The sequence below is a fragment of the Mesorhizobium sp. C089B genome (assembly GCF_030323125.1).
In the GTDB taxonomy this organism is placed as follows: Bacteria; Pseudomonadota; Alphaproteobacteria; order Rhizobiales; family Rhizobiaceae; genus Mesorhizobium.
In genome coordinates this window covers 764,703-780,869 of sequence record NZ_CP100469.1, presented here as the reverse complement: position 1 = coordinate 780,869, position 16,167 = coordinate 764,703, and the positions used below count along the sequence as shown (strand labels likewise).

General features: G+C 63.2%; 10 protein-coding genes, 1 tRNA gene and 2 pseudogenes. 10 read left to right on the top strand and 3 right to left on the bottom strand.

Annotation, left to right across the window (positions count from 1 at the left end):
• Positions 1–220 precede the first annotated feature (220 nt).
• Entirely contained in the window at positions 221–1,642 is a 1,422-nt protein-coding gene (locus tag NLY44_RS03880) for an MFS transporter (RefSeq protein WP_023805084.1), read from the top strand.
• A 217-nt stretch (positions 1,643–1,859) separates the two neighbouring features.
• On the opposite strand, the gene NLY44_RS03875 is transcribed toward NLY44_RS03880, so the two are convergent.
• Both NLY44_RS03875 and NLY44_RS03870 read right to left on the bottom strand, forming a co-directional pair.
• Positions 1,860–2,570, bottom strand: a complete 711-nt coding sequence (locus NLY44_RS03875) for an RlmE family RNA methyltransferase (RefSeq protein WP_023694903.1) — start codon at positions 2,568–2,570, stop codon at positions 1,860–1,862.
• 246 nt (positions 2,571–2,816) lie between these two features.
• Positions 2,817–4,160 (bottom strand): Ppx/GppA phosphatase family protein, encoded by a 1,344-nt coding sequence (locus tag NLY44_RS03870; RefSeq protein ID WP_023694901.1) that lies wholly within the window; start codon positions 4,158–4,160, stop codon positions 2,817–2,819.
• 350 nt (positions 4,161–4,510) lie between these two features.
• On the opposite strand from NLY44_RS03870, the gene NLY44_RS03865 reads away from it, so the two are divergent.
• From NLY44_RS03865 to NLY44_RS03825, 9 genes and pseudogenes are all read left to right on the top strand, one after another.
• On the top strand, positions 4,511–5,458 hold the full coding sequence (locus NLY44_RS03865) for a lysylphosphatidylglycerol synthase domain-containing protein (RefSeq protein ID WP_023682434.1): 948 nt from the start codon (positions 4,511–4,513) through the stop codon (positions 5,456–5,458).
• 147 nt (positions 5,459–5,605) lie between these two features.
• Positions 5,606–5,679, top strand: a tRNA-Gln gene (locus NLY44_RS03860).
• A 9-nt stretch (positions 5,680–5,688) separates the two neighbouring features.
• Positions 5,689–6,321: a hypothetical protein gene (locus NLY44_RS03855; RefSeq protein ID WP_023682880.1), complete on the top strand. Its 633-nt coding sequence runs from the start codon at positions 5,689–5,691 to the stop codon at positions 6,319–6,321.
• 203 nt (positions 6,322–6,524) lie between these two features.
• Complete coding sequence (locus NLY44_RS03850) at positions 6,525–6,764, top strand: hypothetical protein (protein ID WP_023682881.1); 240 nt, start codon at positions 6,525–6,527, stop codon at positions 6,762–6,764.
• A 143-nt stretch (positions 6,765–6,907) separates the two neighbouring features.
• Positions 6,908–7,411 carry a hypothetical protein gene (locus tag NLY44_RS03845; RefSeq protein ID WP_023682882.1) on the top strand — a complete coding sequence of 168 codons (504 nt, stop codon included), beginning with the start codon at positions 6,908–6,910 and terminating at the stop codon, positions 7,409–7,411.
• 291 nt (positions 7,412–7,702) lie between these two features.
• Entirely contained in the window at positions 7,703–11,044 is a 3,342-nt protein-coding gene (locus NLY44_RS03840) for a M10 family metallopeptidase C-terminal domain-containing protein (RefSeq protein WP_023805083.1), read from the top strand.
• 72 nt (positions 11,045–11,116) lie between these two features.
• A complete protein-coding gene (locus NLY44_RS03835; RefSeq protein ID WP_023805082.1) occupies positions 11,117–11,539 on the top strand; it encodes a hypothetical protein in 423 nt (140 codons plus the stop codon).
• 34 nt (positions 11,540–11,573) lie between these two features.
• Positions 11,574–13,310, top strand: coding sequence for a type I secretion system permease/ATPase (locus tag NLY44_RS03830; RefSeq protein WP_023805081.1), 1,737 nt, complete (start codon positions 11,574–11,576; stop codon positions 13,308–13,310).
• A pseudogene (locus NLY44_RS03825) lies at positions 13,307–14,616 on the top strand (HlyD family type I secretion periplasmic adaptor subunit). Before NLY44_RS03830 ends, NLY44_RS03825 begins: the two are co-directional and overlap by 4 nt.
• Before the next feature lie 62 nt (positions 14,617–14,678).
• On the opposite strand, the pseudogene NLY44_RS03820 reads toward NLY44_RS03825, so the two are convergent.
• Positions 14,679–16,111: pseudogene (locus NLY44_RS03820) on the bottom strand (aldehyde dehydrogenase family protein).
• Positions 16,112–16,167: the final 56 nt, after the last annotated feature.

Here is a 16,167-nt window from a genome sequence, read left to right as displayed (position 1 = left end):
ATTCACTACAGCATAGTGAACCCGGTCAATTTTCGCAAGTTCATTCAATGTGGCGAAACGCAGCGATGCCTCTTGTCCGCCCACGGTCGCACAAAAATGACAGCAAATTAATGCGACATCGCGCCTGAGGCGTGATAACCGCCCGTTTGTATCGGCTTGCCCGCCTTTTCATTGCCTGGATTGGCCGGCAGGCACATTTAGACCAGTTCGGACGCGTTCGTTGAACCGCATCATTCCGCTCATTCTGGCGGTCGCCTTGTTCATGGAAAACATGGATTCGACCGTCATTGCGACATCGCTGCCGGCGATCGCCGTCGACATCCACACCAGCCCGATCGCGCTCAAGCTGGCGCTGACCGCCTATCTGGTGTCGCTGGCCATCTTCATTCCGATCAGCGGCTGGATGGCCGACCGGTTCGGCGCCAAGACCATTTTTCGCGCCGCGATCGGCGTGTTCATCGTCGGCTCGGTCTGCTGCGCCGTCTCCAACTCGCTGCCGGCCTTTGTCGTCTCGCGCTTCCTGCAAGGCATAGGCGGCGCCATGATGACGCCGGTCGGCCGGCTGGTCCTGGTGCGCGCGACGCCGAAGAGCGAGCTGGTTGCCGCCATGTCGTGGCTGACGGTGCCGGCGCTGGTCGGACCGCTCGTCGGACCACCGATCGGCGGCTTCATCACCACTTATTTCACCTGGCACTGGATCTTTCTGATCAACGTGCCGATCGGCCTGATCGGCATCTGGTTGGCGACGCGCTTCCTGCCGCAAACCGACTCGATGGAGACGCCGCCGCTCGATTTCGTCGGTTTCGTGCTGAGCGGGCTGGCGGCCTCCGGCGTCGTCTTTGGCCTGTCGGTGGTCAGCCTGCCCTATCTGCCGCCGGCGACCGGCCTCATCACCGTGGCGGTCGGGCTGATTTCCGGCGTGCTCTATCTGCTGCATGCGCGGCGCGCCAAGAATCCCCTACTGGCGCTGGAACTGTTCCGCAACCAGGTGTTCCGCTCCTCGGTGCTCGGCGGCTCGCTGTTTCGCATCGGCATCGGCGCGGTGCCGTTCCTGTTGCCCCTGATGTTCCAGATCGGCTTCGGGCTGACGCCGTTCCAGTCGGGCATGATCACCTTCGTCTCGGCCATCGGCGCCATTGGCATGAAGTTCGTCACCGCGCTGATCTTCCGGCTCGCCGGCTTCCGCCGGGTGCTGATCTGGGGCTCGCTGATCGCCGCCGCATCGATCGCCATCTACGGCCTGTTCACGCCGGAGACGCCTTACGCGCTGATGCTGGCGATATTGCTGGTCGGCGGGTTTATCCGCTCGATGTTCTTCACCGGCGTCAACGCGCTCTCCTATGCCGAGGTGACGGCTGAAGACACCAGCAAGGCAACGCCGATCACGGCGGTGTTCCAGCAGTTGTCGATCGCGCTCGCCGTGGCGCTGGCCGGCGGCATCCTGGAAGTCTCGACCTCGATCCGTGGCGGACCGCTGGCGCTCGGCGATTTCCACATCGCCTTCTTCATCGTGGCGGCGGTGTCGGCGGCAGCGTCCGTGTCATTCATGCGGCTGGCGCCGGATGCCGGCAATGCCGTATCGGGACATGGCCGGCTGACGACGCCGAAGACGCTGGAGCCGGTGAGCACGGCTGGGAAGTAAGGGGCGGCGCGACGAAAATCGTCGACGTCGGCGATCCTTCACACCCCCCCTCTGGCCTGCCGGCCATCTCCCCCGCAAGGGGGGAGATCGGATATCACGCGGCTTTCGCCAATCTTGCAACTTTGAAGGAATGGCGAGGCGGTCGCAGCTGCCAATCTCCCCCCTTGCGGGCGAGATGTCCGGCAGGACAGAGGGACGGAGCGCTACGAAGCGTCTTTCACGCCGTGCCGTCTCTGCCCTTAAAATCCTTCGCCAGCAAATACAACTCCACCGACTCATCCCGCGACGCCGGCGGCTTCACGTGGTGCACCGAGCGGAAGTTCTTCTTGAGCATCGACAGCAGCTCGTTTTCGGCGCCGCCTTGAAACGTCTTGGCCAAAAAGTGCCCGCCCGGCTTCAGCACCGACAGCGCGAAATCGGCGGCCACCTCGCACAGATGCATGGTGCGGATGTGGTCGGTTCGCTTGTGGCCGGTGGTCGGCGCGGCCATGTCGGACAACACGATATCGGGGTCGCCGCCCAGCGCCTCGGCGAGCTTTTGCGGCGCTTCCGGGTCGAGGAAATCCATCAGCAGCACCGGCGCACCCGGCACCGCATCCATTTCGAGATAGTCGATGCCGATGACATGTGGATTATCAGCCGTCGATTTCGTCCTCGCGGCCGCCACCTGGCACCAGCCGCCGGGGGCCGCACCGAGATCGATGACCTTCATGCCGGGTTTCAGCAGATGATGCTTGTCATCGATCTCGATCAGCTTGTAGGCCGCGCGCGAGCGATAGCCGTCGGCCTTGGAGCGCTGGACATAGGGATCATTGATGTGGCGCTGCAGCCAGCGGCGCGACGATTCCTTCAGGCCGCTCTTCTTCTTGATCCGCGTCTTGAGGACACGAATGCTGGCGGAGCCCGGCTTTTCCGGCTTCTTGGTCATGACGTTATTTCTTGTTTGAGTTTTTGCGCTGGCCGAGTTGCCGCCGTTTTTCGGCGGCTTCGCGTTTCGCGAAGGGCTTCCCCCACTCCGTCGCCGCTTCGCGGCGCCACCTCTCCCCCTCCGGAGGGAGAGGAAAGGCGCCGGTCTGCATAAGTTCGCGCCCTTCCTCTACCCCGTCGATCGGGGGAGAGGTGTCGAGCGAAGCTCGACGGAGTGGGGGTCGACCGTTCACCAAAGCGATGCGGATCATGCTCGGCCCCGCCCACTGTTGCGCCAGACGCCGTCATCGGCCATCAGCTCGCTCAAAATGCCTTCGCGCAGACCACGGTCGGCGACGCGCAGCCGCTCCGACGGCCACACCGCACGGATCGCTTCAAGAATAGCACAGCCGGCCAGCACAAGATCGGCGCGGTCCGTACCGATGCACGGGTTGGCGCAGCGCTGCTGGAAGTCCCAGCCGACCAGTTTTTCGACCATGCGGTCGACGCTGTCGCGGTCCATCCACAGCCCATCGACGCGGCGGCGATCGTAGCGTTCGAGGTCGAGATGGACGCCGGCCAGCGTCGTCACCGTGCCTGATGTGCCCAGCAGATGGAATTTCGGGCTGGTCAGCACGTGGCTCAACCGGTCGCGGCCGTCGAAGGATTTTAGCCGCACCGCGACATCGTCGACCATCGCGGCAAAGATCTCGCGCGTCACCGTGCGGCCGCCAAAACGCTCGGCCAGCGAGACGACGCCGACCGGCAGCGACGTCCACGACACGATGTGGTTGGCAAGCCGTGGCGAGCGCTGGCCGGTGAGGTCGATCAGCGCGATTTCGGACGAGCCACCGCCAATGTCGAACAGCACCACGCCTTGCGTGTCGCGCTCGACCAGCGAGCCGCAGCCGGATACAGCAAGCCGCGCCTCGGTCTGGCGATCGATGATTTCCAGCTTCAACCCCGCCTCTCGTTCGACGCGCTGCAGGAATTCCACGCCATTGTCGGCGGTGCGGCAGGCCTCGGTGGCGATCAGCCGTGCCTTGCGGATCTTGCGGTTGCGCAATTTGTCGCCGCAGATCTTCAGCGCCTCGACGGCGCGGTCCATCGCCGCCTGGCTCAGGTGCCCATTCGCCGTCAGCCCCTCGCCCAGCCTGACGATGCGCGAGAAGGCGTCGATGACGCGGAACTGGCCATGGCGCTGCGGCACCGCGACCAAAAGCCGGCAATTGTTGGTGCCGAGATCGAGCGCGGCAAACACCGGCAGTTCCTGCATCGGCGGACGATGCATTGGCTGTTCCGGTCGGGATTGTGGCGCCGAGGGCAAAGGCACCGGCGCTGGAGCGGCCGGGCCGACTGAGGCCGGCGCACTAACCGCTTCGGCCGTTGCGAGAGGGCTGTCGTCGCGCGCAAAAACCTTGCGCCCACGCCGGCGCTTGCGCCGCTTTCTCGCCTTGCCTCGCTGATGCTGGGCTTCGCCGGCCTGTCCGTTACCGGACTGAGGCCCCGCCTGGCGGGGCCGCCCGGCGGATGGGCTTGGCCCGCCTGACGGCGGCGAAGCCCTGGACACGCCCACTTCCGGCGCGCCAGCGCCGGTGTCGTGGTCTTCCACTTCAGTTCCTTCCGGCGCCGCGCGAACCGGAAAACCGGACGCAGCAGGCGCTTAAAAATTTTAAGTTGCCGCCAGAGTAGCAGCGCCGGACCGGATCACCAAGAGCAAGGGGCCAAATTTTGCCGGCTGCGTCCTGCCACGTCCCCGCTGCTTTGCAGCGTCCCGGCGTTCGCTAGCCTTTTCATCTTGCCACTGGCACGACGAATTCGCCGTTGGCGAACCGGCTGCTCACCCTTGCCGGTTGAATAGCCGGCTTCAATGAGGCATTTCTGAAATGAGGGGGAATTGGTGAATCGCGGACGTTTTAACGCCCGCCTGGGCGATGGGCAGCAACACATGACGACAACTCCATGAATTGGGGGGGCACGAATTGGAAGCGCTATCTGTGGCCGGTCATCGGTGTCGCGGCGGTCATCGGGTCGCTGTTGTTGCTGTGGCATGAGTTGCGCGGCATCTCGATCGACGATGTCTGGGACGGCATATCAGCCATCCCGACGCGCGGCTGGGTGCTGGCGGCGCTGAGCTCGGTGGTCGCCTACGCCTCGCTTGCCGGCTACGACCACATAGCGCTCTTGCATATCGGCAAAAAGGTCTCGTGGCTGTTCGTCACCTTCTGCTCCTTCACCACCTATGCGCTGTCGCACAACATTGGCGGCTCGGTGTTTTCGGGCGCCGTGATCCGCTATCGCGCCTATGGCACCAGGGGGCTGACCGGCCAGGACGTCGGCATTCTGGTGGCGATCTGCTGGATCACCTTCGTGCTCTCCAGCATTCTGGTCGGCGGCCTGGTGCTGGTGTTCGAGCCTGCGATCATCGACCGCTTTTCCGGCGCCCCGCACCACGGCCTGGCGATCGCCGCCGGCATCGCTTTGCTGATCCTGATCAGCGCCTACATCTTCGGCAGCTGGCTGCATCTGAAGCCGCTGAAAATCGCCGGCTTCCAGCTGCACTATCCGGCGCTGCCGATCGTGGCGCGGCAATTGCTGATCGGCCCGATCGAGCTTCTGGCAGCAGCGGCGATCATCTTCTTTGCTCTGCCGGCGGCCGGAAATCCCGGCTATTTTGTCATTCTCGGCGTGTTCCTGGTGTCGTTCTCGGTTGCGCAGATCTCGCACGCGCCGGGCGGGCTCGGCGTGTTCGAGGTCGTGTTCCTCGCGGGCCTGTCTGATATGGACCCGGTCGGCGTGTTGGCGGCACTTCTGGTGTTCCGGCTGTTTTACCTGATCATCCCGCTGCTGATCGCGCTCGGCGTGGTGCTGTTCTTCGAACATTCGCAATACAGCCGGACGGAGAGCTGAGGATCATTGGGTGCGGCGCGCCACCCGGGCGTAATTGCCCCTATGAAACGCTGTGATTGAAACGCAGCTTAGGCTTGACTATTTTCCGGCGGCGGCTACAAGGCACGCGCGGCTGCTTCGGCGGCCCACCAGCGCGACAGCGCCTGCTGGGGAATAGGTTAACGGTAGACCCACGGACTCTGACTCCGTTAGTCCTGGTTCGAATCCAGGTTCCCCAGCCAAGGCACGTCATGCCCACTGACAGCCAGTACATCCTCGAACGCATCCGCCAGGGATGCGTGGAGTTGTCCGACGACGAGTTCGCCATCGACAGGCTGGCAAAATATGTCGGCAACGGGAGAATCCGCTGGCATGTCGAGTTCCGTGGGCATCGCATCGAGCTGACAACCGGCCAGATCAAGAAGCAGCCTACCTTTCGCAGGAAAATCCTCGAACAGGCCGGCGTTCTGCCGCCGCAGCGTGCCGGGGCGGACTATAGGCGATGGGCTCTCGATCTGAGGCGGAACGCCATCGAGCTTCCCTGGCGGGACAGGCCGGTCGATGCCGGTTTTGCCATCGACAGGCTGACCAGCCACGGCGATGGGCGCTGGACGGTGGAATACCAGGGCAAGGCGACAAAATTCACGACGACCAAACTGCGCAGGCAGCTCAGCTTCCGTAAACGCATGCTGGCCAAGGCCAAGGTGCTGCCGCCCGAACTGGCCCCAGCCGCTTATCGAAAGTGGATGGACTGGCTTATTCAAAACGCCACTGAGGCGGCACCACAGGCCGGCGAAATCTTGATGACGGAGAAAAGCTGGCTGGACGACCTGCCGGAGCTGGCCGGCTGGCAAGATGAGGCGCCGCCGGAAGGGACCGACTAGGGCAGCGACAGCATCTCCCATAAGGATTTATCCGCATTTTAACTAATGTAGATCATCCTTTCGGATTGTGTTCTCCCGGCTTTTGGACAGAGCAGAATGGTCGATTTCGTGGACAAGGATGACGTTCCAGCACCCGGCCCGCCCAAACGCTGGCGCGCAATAGCTTTGGCGGCACTCCAGATCGTCCCGCCGGTCATTTCATCATGGCCGGCTATTTCACCTATGTGACCTCGCACAACAAGCCGCCTGCAGACATGGCGGCGCTGGCCGTGTCGATCATGAAATCGGGCGATGCTTCTCCAGAACTGCGCGATTGGGCAGCTGGCGTTCTCCGGCAGGAGTTTGGTTGCGCCCAAGCCAGCGGCCGGCGCCGCTCATCCAAGAGATTGCCTGAGGAGGCGCCGGCCAGGCGGGCATTGGGGTACCCGCCGACGCTACATTAGCATTGGTGCATAGATGCGATATGGCGCGAACGCGGAAGGTCGGCAGCCGCGGCACTACAGCAATTTTTCCCAAGACCCGGGCCCGCAACGCTGCAAGGGTTGTGGCGCCCAGCGTTTCCGCGAGGCTTGCCCTGGAGACAATCATGACGACGTTTCTCACCGCTCTCGCATCCGAAGGTCCGCCAGCCGACCGGGCGAAAGACATGGACCTCTATGGATGGTTGATTGGCAGCTGGGACATGGAGACGGTTCACCACCGCAACGACGGCACAATCCAGAAATCGGATGGCGAGTGTCACTTTGGCTGGGTGCTCGAAGGCCGCGCCATTCAGGACATCTGGATCAGGCCCAGGCGCCCTGCCCCGTCCACCATGTATGGCACGACCTTGCGCGTCTTCGATCCCGGGATCGGTGGCTGGCACATTATCTGGAGCGATCCGCTCAACCAGGATTACTCGCGCCAGATCGGGCGGGCCGAAGGCAAGGACATCGTCCAGATGGGCGCCGACTCGCGCGGCCTGCAGGCGCGGTGGCGGTTCACCGAGATCACCGCCGCCAGCTTTCACTGGATCGGTGAGGAGAGACGAGCGGAGAGCGACCCCTGGCGCGTGACATATGAACATTTCGCGCGCCGGACGGGTTCCTGAAGCACGCTTGCGCATTCAGCCCCTCGTGCCTACGGGCGAGGTACGACCATAGATTAGCGATAGCTCAATTAACACCAAACCAGTATCTCAAAACCCGCCGGTACAAGCGCGCCCAAGAACCTTCATATGTACCGAGCGCGAACAGAGGCTAGACAAGCGAAGATTCCAATAGCATTGTTGGCACTGGGACGGGGCTCGACCGGCAAGCGCAAACGATGCTTGTCGGTGGTTGGCAACAGCTAAACCGTACGGCCGTAATTGCCACGGCTGCGAGACCAAGGAGTCCCAAGGATGCCGAACCCAAGCCAAACCAGCGATCAATGGTGGGTCAACGACCAGACGCCGGACAACCCGTACGGCAAAAGCGAAGATTACGGGGCCTTCCTCACCTACCTTGGAGCGCTGGACCGGTCGATAACGCCGGCGATCGCGGCGGGAACGCTGAGGATCAATGTCTCCGAGCTCAATGACCATCCCGAGTACAAGGCCGCGGCGATCGGCGCCTTGCAGATGTGGGCCAGTGTCACCCCTTTGAAGTTCGAAATCGTCGACAATGCACCATACAACAGCGCAACGGACTGGATGCAGGTTGTCAGCCCCGAACTGGGCGAAGAGGACGACGGCAGCGCCTATTCCAACGACCGCTATGTCAGCATCGGCCAGCGTTTCCACGACACCGAGGTCAACAAGACGGATATTGGCGGCTATGTCTTCGATTCCTTCATCCATGAATTCGGTCATGAGTTCGGGCTGAACCACCCCGGGCTCTACAATTACAGCGGCCCCGGCGGCGTACAGATCAATTATCTGAACAATGCGACCTGGACCTACGACCGTCAGCAATACAGCGTCATGTCCTATTTCGACGGGATCGATGTCGGTGAAACCAGCCGCTGGTCGGCGTCAACGCCGATGATGGCCGACATCGAGGCGGTCATCCGCCGCTTTTTCTCCACCGTCGACGAGAACGGCGTGCGCACCTATCAGCATATCGATCTCAACACGGCCGACAACGTCTACGGCTTCGGCAGTGCTGTGGATGGCTACCGGCTGACCTCCTCGGGCATGCAGCACGATATCGGTTTTGTCATCCATGACACCGGCGGAACTGACACGATAGACTTCTCCGGCTCGACTGCCGGCACGATCCTCGATTTGCGCGCCGGACAGTTCTCCAGCGTCAACGGCCACAGCAACAATGTGTCGATCTTCGCCGGGCACAACGCCGACGGCACCGATTATTACATCGAGAACGGCATCGGCAGCAGCTATGACGACGTCCTGATTGGCAATGACGGAGCCAACGTGCTGGATGGCCGCGGCGGCGGCGACCGCATGGCCGGCAATGGCGGCGACGACACCTACTTCGTCGATTCCCTCGACGACATCGTGCGCGAGGAAGCGAATGGCGGGAATGACACGGTCGTTCTGCTGAACCGGAACTTGAATATCCGGAAAATCGCCAACGTCGAACACATCATCTATGCCGACGAGTCGACACTCCAGCCTGGAGACGGCGGCACCGAAACCCCGCCAATCATCGGCGACAACACGATGACCAGCGTCATCTTCGGCGACAATGGCAACAATACGCTCGACGGCGGCGCCGGCGACGACACGATCTTCGGCCAAGGCGGCGATGATCTCATCATCGGCGGCCGCGACTCGCTCGCCAGCCGCGACATCAACAACACCATCGATGTCGCCGACCTTCCAGACCAGACCGAGAGCGACGACGGCAATGACACGCTCTATGGCGGCCGCGGCAACGATACGATCCTCGGCGGCCAGGGCAACGACATCCTCGACGGCGGCGACGGCGACGATACGCTGAGCGGCCAGGATGGCGTCGATATATTCAGGGGCGGCGCCGGCGTCGACACGGTCGACTTCAGCAAGGAGAGCCCCTTCCAACTGCTCGTCAACCTCGAGACGAACGTGGCCAGCGGCGGAACCGCCACGGGCGACACCTTCTACAGCATCGAGAACCTGATCGGCTCCGATGACCGCATCGACCGTTTCATCGGTACGTCGGCGGCCAATCATTTCTGGGGCCGGGGCGGCGGCGACTATTTCAACGGCGGCGGCGGCAACGACATACTGGATGGCGGCAATGACGGCGACATCCTGTACGGTGAAGCCGGCAACGACACGATCATCGGCGGCGCCGGCCAGGACTATCTGGATGGCGGCGCCGGCATCGATACGGTCGTCTACGAAGGCAGTTCCGCTGGCGTGACGATCGACCTCGCCAATGGCACGGCCAATGGCGGCGACGGCGATGGCCCGGTGCAGATCGTCGGGCGCGGCACCGTTATCCGGCACGACATCCTGGTCGGCTTCGAAAACGCCGTCGGGTCGTTCTTCGACGACCATCTCATCGGCAACGCCCAGGCCAACAAACTTTCCGGCGGCGCCGGCAACGACACGCTGACCGGCGGTGGCGGCGCCGATATATTGAATGGCGGCGCCGGCAGCGACACGGCGGACTACGCCGACGCGGCCAGCGGGCAAAACCTCAAACTGGGTGGCGGCAAATCCGGCGGCGACACCTATATCTCGATCGAAAATCTGGCTGGCTCGGGCTTCAACGATCACCTGACCGGCGATGGCACGGCCAATGTGCTGACCGGCCAGGGCGGCGCCGACAAGATCGACGGCGGCGGCGGCGATGACACCCTGCTCGGCGATTTCGCCTATCAGGGCGATGCTCCGCCACGCCCGGGCATGGGCACCGGCTACGCCACGCTCGGACCGGACGCGACCAACAATTCGGTCTCGACCGCCTTCGACATCTCGAACAACTTCTCGCTGACCGCCGACCCCGACATCTTCGATTCGACGACCACCCTTCACACCACCGTCAATGCCACCGGAAACGGCTTGGGCGGATATTACAGCATCAACCTGGCGGCCGGCACGATCATCACCATCGACATCGATGGCATTGCCGACCCCAATGTCCATGACAGCATCGTCAGGGTGCTGGACAGCGATGGCAATATCGTCGCCCAGAACGACGACGGCGGCAACGACCCCGGCTCCAACAACGGCCGCGATTCGAGCACCAGCTTCATCGTTCAGGAAACCGGAACCTACTATATTGTGGAGGGCGAATGGTCGGACTCGGCTCCTGGCGATGGCTGGGTCGAATCCGTGCCGGAGGGCTCGACTTACAAGCTGAACGTGTCGGTCGAATTCCCGCCGGCACCAGCTCAGCCGGGCGTTGCGGGCGCCGATACGCTCAACGGCGGCGGCGGCAGCGACCTTTTGGATGGCGGGCTGGCTGCCGATACGCTGACCGGCGGCGCCGGCGACGACTATTTCCGCTTCTCGACAGAACTCGGGAACGGCAATATCGACTGGATCAAGGACTTCAAGGTCGCCGACGATACGATCCTGCTGGACAACCTCATCTTTGCCAGCGTTGGCGGCGACGGCGCCCTCGCTTTGGGCTCATTCTACAAGAGCGCAGCCGGTGCTGCTCATGATGCCGACGACCGCATCATCTACGACACCGACAGTGGAATATTGTCTTACGACGCCGATGGTTCCGGACAGGGAGCAGCCGTACAGTTTGCACACCTGAACACAAATCTGGATCTTTCGGCTGCAGACTTCATCGTCATCTAACGCGTTGCCGGGAGGGGTGCCGTCAGGCTCCCCTCCCGCATACCCCAGCGCAGTGAAAAGGGAGAGGACGCGATGACCGACCGCCGCACGGTGTTAATGGCCGCCGGAGTTGCGGCAGTCGCCGCGGCCACCGGGGCAGCGGCAGCGCAATCGCCAGATATTCGCGCGCCAGATATTCGCGCAACAGATATTCGCGGCGCCGTCACCTTTGTGGGCGGCAAGGCTATCCCGGAAGGTCATCTCGAGATCTATCTTGAGGATCCCGCCATTCAGGACAGTGGGCGACGCCGCGCCGCCAAAACCAGCCTCAAGAGCGAGGGCGGCTCAAAGACGATAGAATTTTCCTTGCCCCTGCCCGCAAGCTCGACCGCTTCACCAACGCTGCAGGTCGTTGCGCGCCTGGAGCGTGCGGACGGCTGGCTGGTGGCGCGGGGCAGCGCGCAGTTCGAGGCGGGCTTGCCCGTCCATGTCACACTCAAGGCAGTTATCTATTGAAGGACGAGATGCCATATCCTGATTGCGAGCCTGCATGCAGCTGACGCCATCGACGCCGCTTACGCTGGTCGGAATCCTGGCGTCCTTTCGACGTGCGTTTTCGGGCATCGTCCTGATGAGCGGGGTCGTCAACGTGCTGACCCTGACCGGCTCGTTCTTCATGTTGCAAGTCTATGACCGCGTCGTTCCGGGTCGCAGCGTGCCGACGCTGGTCGGCCTGGCGGTGCTTGCGGGAACATTGTTCGTGTTTCAGGGAGTGCTGGAGCTGATCCGCTCTCGCCTCATGGTGCGGCTGGGACAGGGGCTGGACGCAAAGCTGAGCCCGTCGGTCTATTCGGCGTTGATGCGCCTGCCGCTGCGCGCCAAGCCTTCCGGCGACGGGCTGCAACCCCTACGGGATCTCGATCAGGTCCGCTCCTTTATCGGCAGTGCCGGACCGACCGCTTTGTTCGACCTGCCATGGATGCCGCTCTATATCGGCATCTGTTTCATTTTTCATTTCTGGATCGGCGTTACCGCGCTTGCCGGCGCCGTTGTCCTGTTTGCACTGACGCTTCTGGCCGAGTTCCGGACCCGCGGCCCGACAAGGATCGCCGGACAGCACGCGGCCGTCCGCAGCACGTTGGCCGAGGCGACAAGGCGCAATGCCGAAGCCATGCAGGCCATGGGTTTTGGCGGGCGTATCGCCGAGCGGTGGTCTGCCGTCAATGCCGAGTACCTGAACGCCCATGCGGCAGCCAGCGATGTCGCGGGAACGCTTGGCACGATTTCCAAGATCCTGCGGTTGATGCTGCAATCGGCAATGCTGGCGATCGGCGCTTATCTGGTCATCAAGCAAGAGGCGACCGGCGGCATCATGATCGCAAGCTCGATCATGATGGGCAGGGCGCTGGCTCCGATCGAACTGGCGATAGCGCATTGGAAGGGTTTCATTTCGGCGCGGCAAAGCTGGGCACGCCTGAAGCAGCTTCTGTCCGCGCTGCCGGAAGGCGCAACCGGCGTGACCCTGCCCGCGCCTGTCAGCGCGCTGGCGGTCGAGAATGTCAGTGTCGCGCCGCCGGGCGAACGCACGCCGGTGGTGTGGGATGCAAGTTTTTCACTGGCCAGGGGAGCGGGCCTGGGGGTCATCGGCCCGAGTGCTTCCGGCAAATCATCGCTGGTGCGTACGCTTGCAGGTGTCTGGCTGCCGGCGCGCGGCGCCGTGCGGCTGGACGGCGCGACGCTTGACCAGTGGCCGGCCGACGAGTTGGGCAAACATATCGGCTATCTGCCGCAGGATGTGCAGTTGTTCGACGGAACGATCGCGCAGAACATCGCCCGCTTCGACCCGGATGCGTCGTCCGACATGGTGCTTGCGGCAGCCAAGGCCGCCGGCGTGCATGATCTCGTCGTGCATCTGGCCGACGGTTACGACACAAAGGTCGGCGAAGCCGGCGCCTCGCTCTCGGCGGGGCAACGCCAGCGTGTCGCGCTGGCGCGCTCTCTTTATGGCGATCCGTTCCTGGTCATCCTGGACGAGCCGAATTCCAATCTCGACTCGGAGGGTGAAGTGGCCTTGTCCGCCGCCATCCAGGGCATCAGGGACCGCGGCGGCATCGTTATCGTCGTCGCGCACCGATCCAGTGTGCTGGCCAATGTCGATACGGTGCTGCTGATGGCCAATGGCCATGTGCAGGCCTTCGGTCCGAAGGACGAGGTGCTGAACAAGGTCTTTCGATCCGCCGCGCCGCTCAAGGTCGTTGCCGCCACGGAGAGAGGCGTTCCGGCATGAGCGAGGACAGATCCGCTTTGCATCATCGGCAGGTCCGCCGCTATCTCGTGGCTGGCGTTGCTACCTGTCTGCTGCTTGTCGGAGGTGTTGGCGGCCTGGCGGCAGTGACCAAGATGTCGGGTGCGGTGATCGCAGCTGGCCGGCTGGTGGTCGATTCCAATGTAAAGAAGGTTCAGCATCCGACGGGCGGCGTGGTCGGCGAGATCAGGGTGCGTGAAGGCGACCGGGTCAAGGCGGGCGATATTCTGGTGCGGCTGGACGAGACGACAACGCGCGCCAATCTGGCGATCGTCTCAAAGGTCTGGATGAGTTTTATGCACGGTTGGCGCGCCTGGAGGCGGAGCGTGACGGCAAGGACACGATCAGCTTTCCGGACGTTTTAACATCGCGGCGCGACGAAGCCGGTGTCGCCGCATCGATGGCCGGAGAACAATCGCTGTTCGATTTCCGGCACCAGGCGCGATCCGGCCAGCGATCTCAATTGCGCGAACGGATCGCCCAGTTGACGCAGGAGACCGCCGGCCTGACCGAGCAGCGGCAGGCGAAACGCCGCGAGATCGAGCTGATAGGGATCGAGCTGGAAGGGGTGCGGTCGCTCTGGCGTCGCAAGCTGATAGGGATCGAGCGGATGACGGCGCTGGAACGGGACGCGGTGCGGCTCGAAGGCGAGCATGGCCAGTTGACCGCCGGAATTGCCCAGGTGAAAGGCAAGGCGTCCGAGATCGAACTGCAGATTATCCAGATCGACCAGGACCTTCGCAGCGAGGTCGCAACCGACTTACGCGAAACCCAAGGGAAGATCTCCGAGTTCGTCGAACGCAAGGTGGCGGCCGAGGACCAGTTGAAGCGCATCGATCTGCGCAGCCCGCAGGATGGCGTGGTGCTGCAGTTGGCCGTGCATACGATCGGCGGGGTGATCACCCCCGGCGAACAGGTGATGCAGATCGTACCGGTGACGGACGACCTGACCGTTGAAGCGCATATCGCACCGCAGGATATCGACCAGGTGACGATGGGCCAGAATGCGATTTTGCGCCTGTCGGCGTTCAATCGGCAAACCACGCCGGAGCTGACCGGGACGCTGTCGCGGATCTCGGCCGATCTCACCATCGAAGAGCGCACCGGAGCAGCCTTCTATGTGGCGCGGGTGACGCTACCGAAAACGGAGGTCGCCAAGCTGCGCGGGCTGGCGCTGGCGCCGGGCATGCCGGCCGAAGTGTTCTTCCCGACGGGCGACCGGACGATGCTTTCCTATCTGGTGAAGCCGCTGTCGGATCAGATCCAGAAAGCTTTCCGGGAGGAGTGAAGCCGCATCTTTGAGAGCTGAAGCCTCGGACCGGCTGGTTGCCGGTCCCCAAGGGGTAGCCCCTACTCCGCCGCCTCGTAGCCGGCGATGCCCTTGATCTCGAGGAAATCCTCCAGCCCGTATTCGGCGTATTCGCGGCCGTTGCCGGATTGCTTGTAGCCGCCGAAGGGCAGGCCGGCGTCCCACTGGGGATAGTTGATGTAGACATTGCCGGTGCGCATGCGGGCGGCGACTTCGCGGGCTTTCTGGATGTCCTTGGCCTGGATGTAGGAAGCGAGGCCATAGACGGTGTTATTGGCGGTGCCGATCGCCTCTTCCACGGTGTCATACGGCATGATCGCCAGCACCGGCCCGAAGATTTCTTCCCTGGCGATACGCATGTCCGGCGTCACGTCGGCGAACACGGTCGGGCGGACATAGTAGCCGCGGTTGAGTTCTGCCGGGCGGCCCGGTCCACCCGCGACCAGCGTGGCGCCTTCATCTATGCCGGCCTGGATCAGGTCCTGGATCTTGTCGAACTGGATCTGGCTGACCACCGGGCCGAGCTTGGTGCCGGCCGCATCGGCCGGGCCGACGGTCAATTTTCGGCCGCCGTCTTGGCGTAGCCGGTCGCCTCGTCATGGCGGTCGCGCGGCACGAACATACGAGTTGGCGCATTGCAGGACTGGCCCGAGTTGCTGAAGCAGCCGGCGACGCCCTTGCTGACGGCCTTTTCGAGATCGACATCGGGGAACAGGATGTTGGCCGACTTGCCGCCAAGCTCCTGATGCACGCGCTTGACCGTGTCGGCGGCCGCCTTGGCGACCTGGATGCCGGCGCGAGTCGAACCGGTGAACGACATCATGTCGACATCGGGATGGCTGGACAGCGCCTGGCCGACGCCCGGGCCGTCGCCATTGACGAGGTTGAAGGCGCCCTTGGGAACGCCGGCCTCGTCGATGATTTCGGCAAAGATGATGGCGTCGAGCGGCGCGATTTCCGAGGGCTTCAGCACCATGGTGCAGCCCGCGGCGAGCGCAGGACCGACCTTGCAGGTGATCTGGTTCAGCGGCCAGTTCCACGGCGTGATCAGGCCGACGACGCCGATCGGCTCCTTGACGATCAGCGACGAGCCCTTGACGTGGCGGAATTCGAACGACTTCAGCACCTCGGCCATCTTCCTCAGATGTGCCAGGCCAATGCCGACCTGGCTGTCGAGTGCCATCTGGCGCGGCGCGCCCATCTCGCGCGATACGGCCAGCGCCAGATCGGCGCTGCGCTTCTTGTAGACCTCGATTATGCGGTTGAGGATATCGAGGCGCTCCTCGACCGAAGTGAAGCCGAATGTCTCGAAGGCGCGCTTGGCGGCCGCAACCGCCTTGTCGACATCGGCCTTTGAGCCGAGCGAAATCTGCGCGAAAGCATCTTCGTTTGACGGGTCGATGACGTCGAGTGTGCTGGGCACGACAGGATCGACCCACACGCCGTCGATATAGAACTGCAGATTGTGTGACACGGGCTTCTCCTCGGGGGATTCTGAATTGATGGGGGCGATCGCCAGATCGTCGTATC

What these genes read in the sequence shown, in the direction of transcription:
- NLY44_RS03855 (WP_023682880.1), top strand. Translation starts at nt 5,689, where the DNA reads ATGCCCACTGACAGCCAGTACATCCTCGAACGCATCCGCCAGGGATGC.
- NLY44_RS03850 (WP_023682881.1), top strand. Translation starts at nt 6,525, where the DNA reads ATGGCCGGCTATTTCACCTATGTGACCTCGCACAACAAGCCGCCTGCA.
- NLY44_RS03830 (WP_023805081.1), top strand. Translation starts at nt 11,574, where the DNA reads ATGCAGCTGACGCCATCGACGCCGCTTACGCTGGTCGGAATCCTGGCG.
- NLY44_RS03835 (WP_023805082.1), top strand. Translation starts at nt 11,117, where the DNA reads ATGACCGACCGCCGCACGGTGTTAATGGCCGCCGGAGTTGCGGCAGTC.
- NLY44_RS03845 (WP_023682882.1), top strand. Translation starts at nt 6,908, where the DNA reads ATGACGACGTTTCTCACCGCTCTCGCATCCGAAGGTCCGCCAGCCGAC.
- NLY44_RS03840 (WP_023805083.1), top strand. Translation starts at nt 7,703, where the DNA reads ATGCCGAACCCAAGCCAAACCAGCGATCAATGGTGGGTCAACGACCAG.
- NLY44_RS03875 (WP_023694903.1), bottom strand. Translation starts at nt 2,570, where the DNA reads ATGACCAAGAAGCCGGAAAAGCCGGGCTCCGCCAGCATTCGTGTCCTC.
- NLY44_RS03865 (WP_023682434.1), top strand. Translation starts at nt 4,511, where the DNA reads ATGAATTGGGGGGGCACGAATTGGAAGCGCTATCTGTGGCCGGTCATC.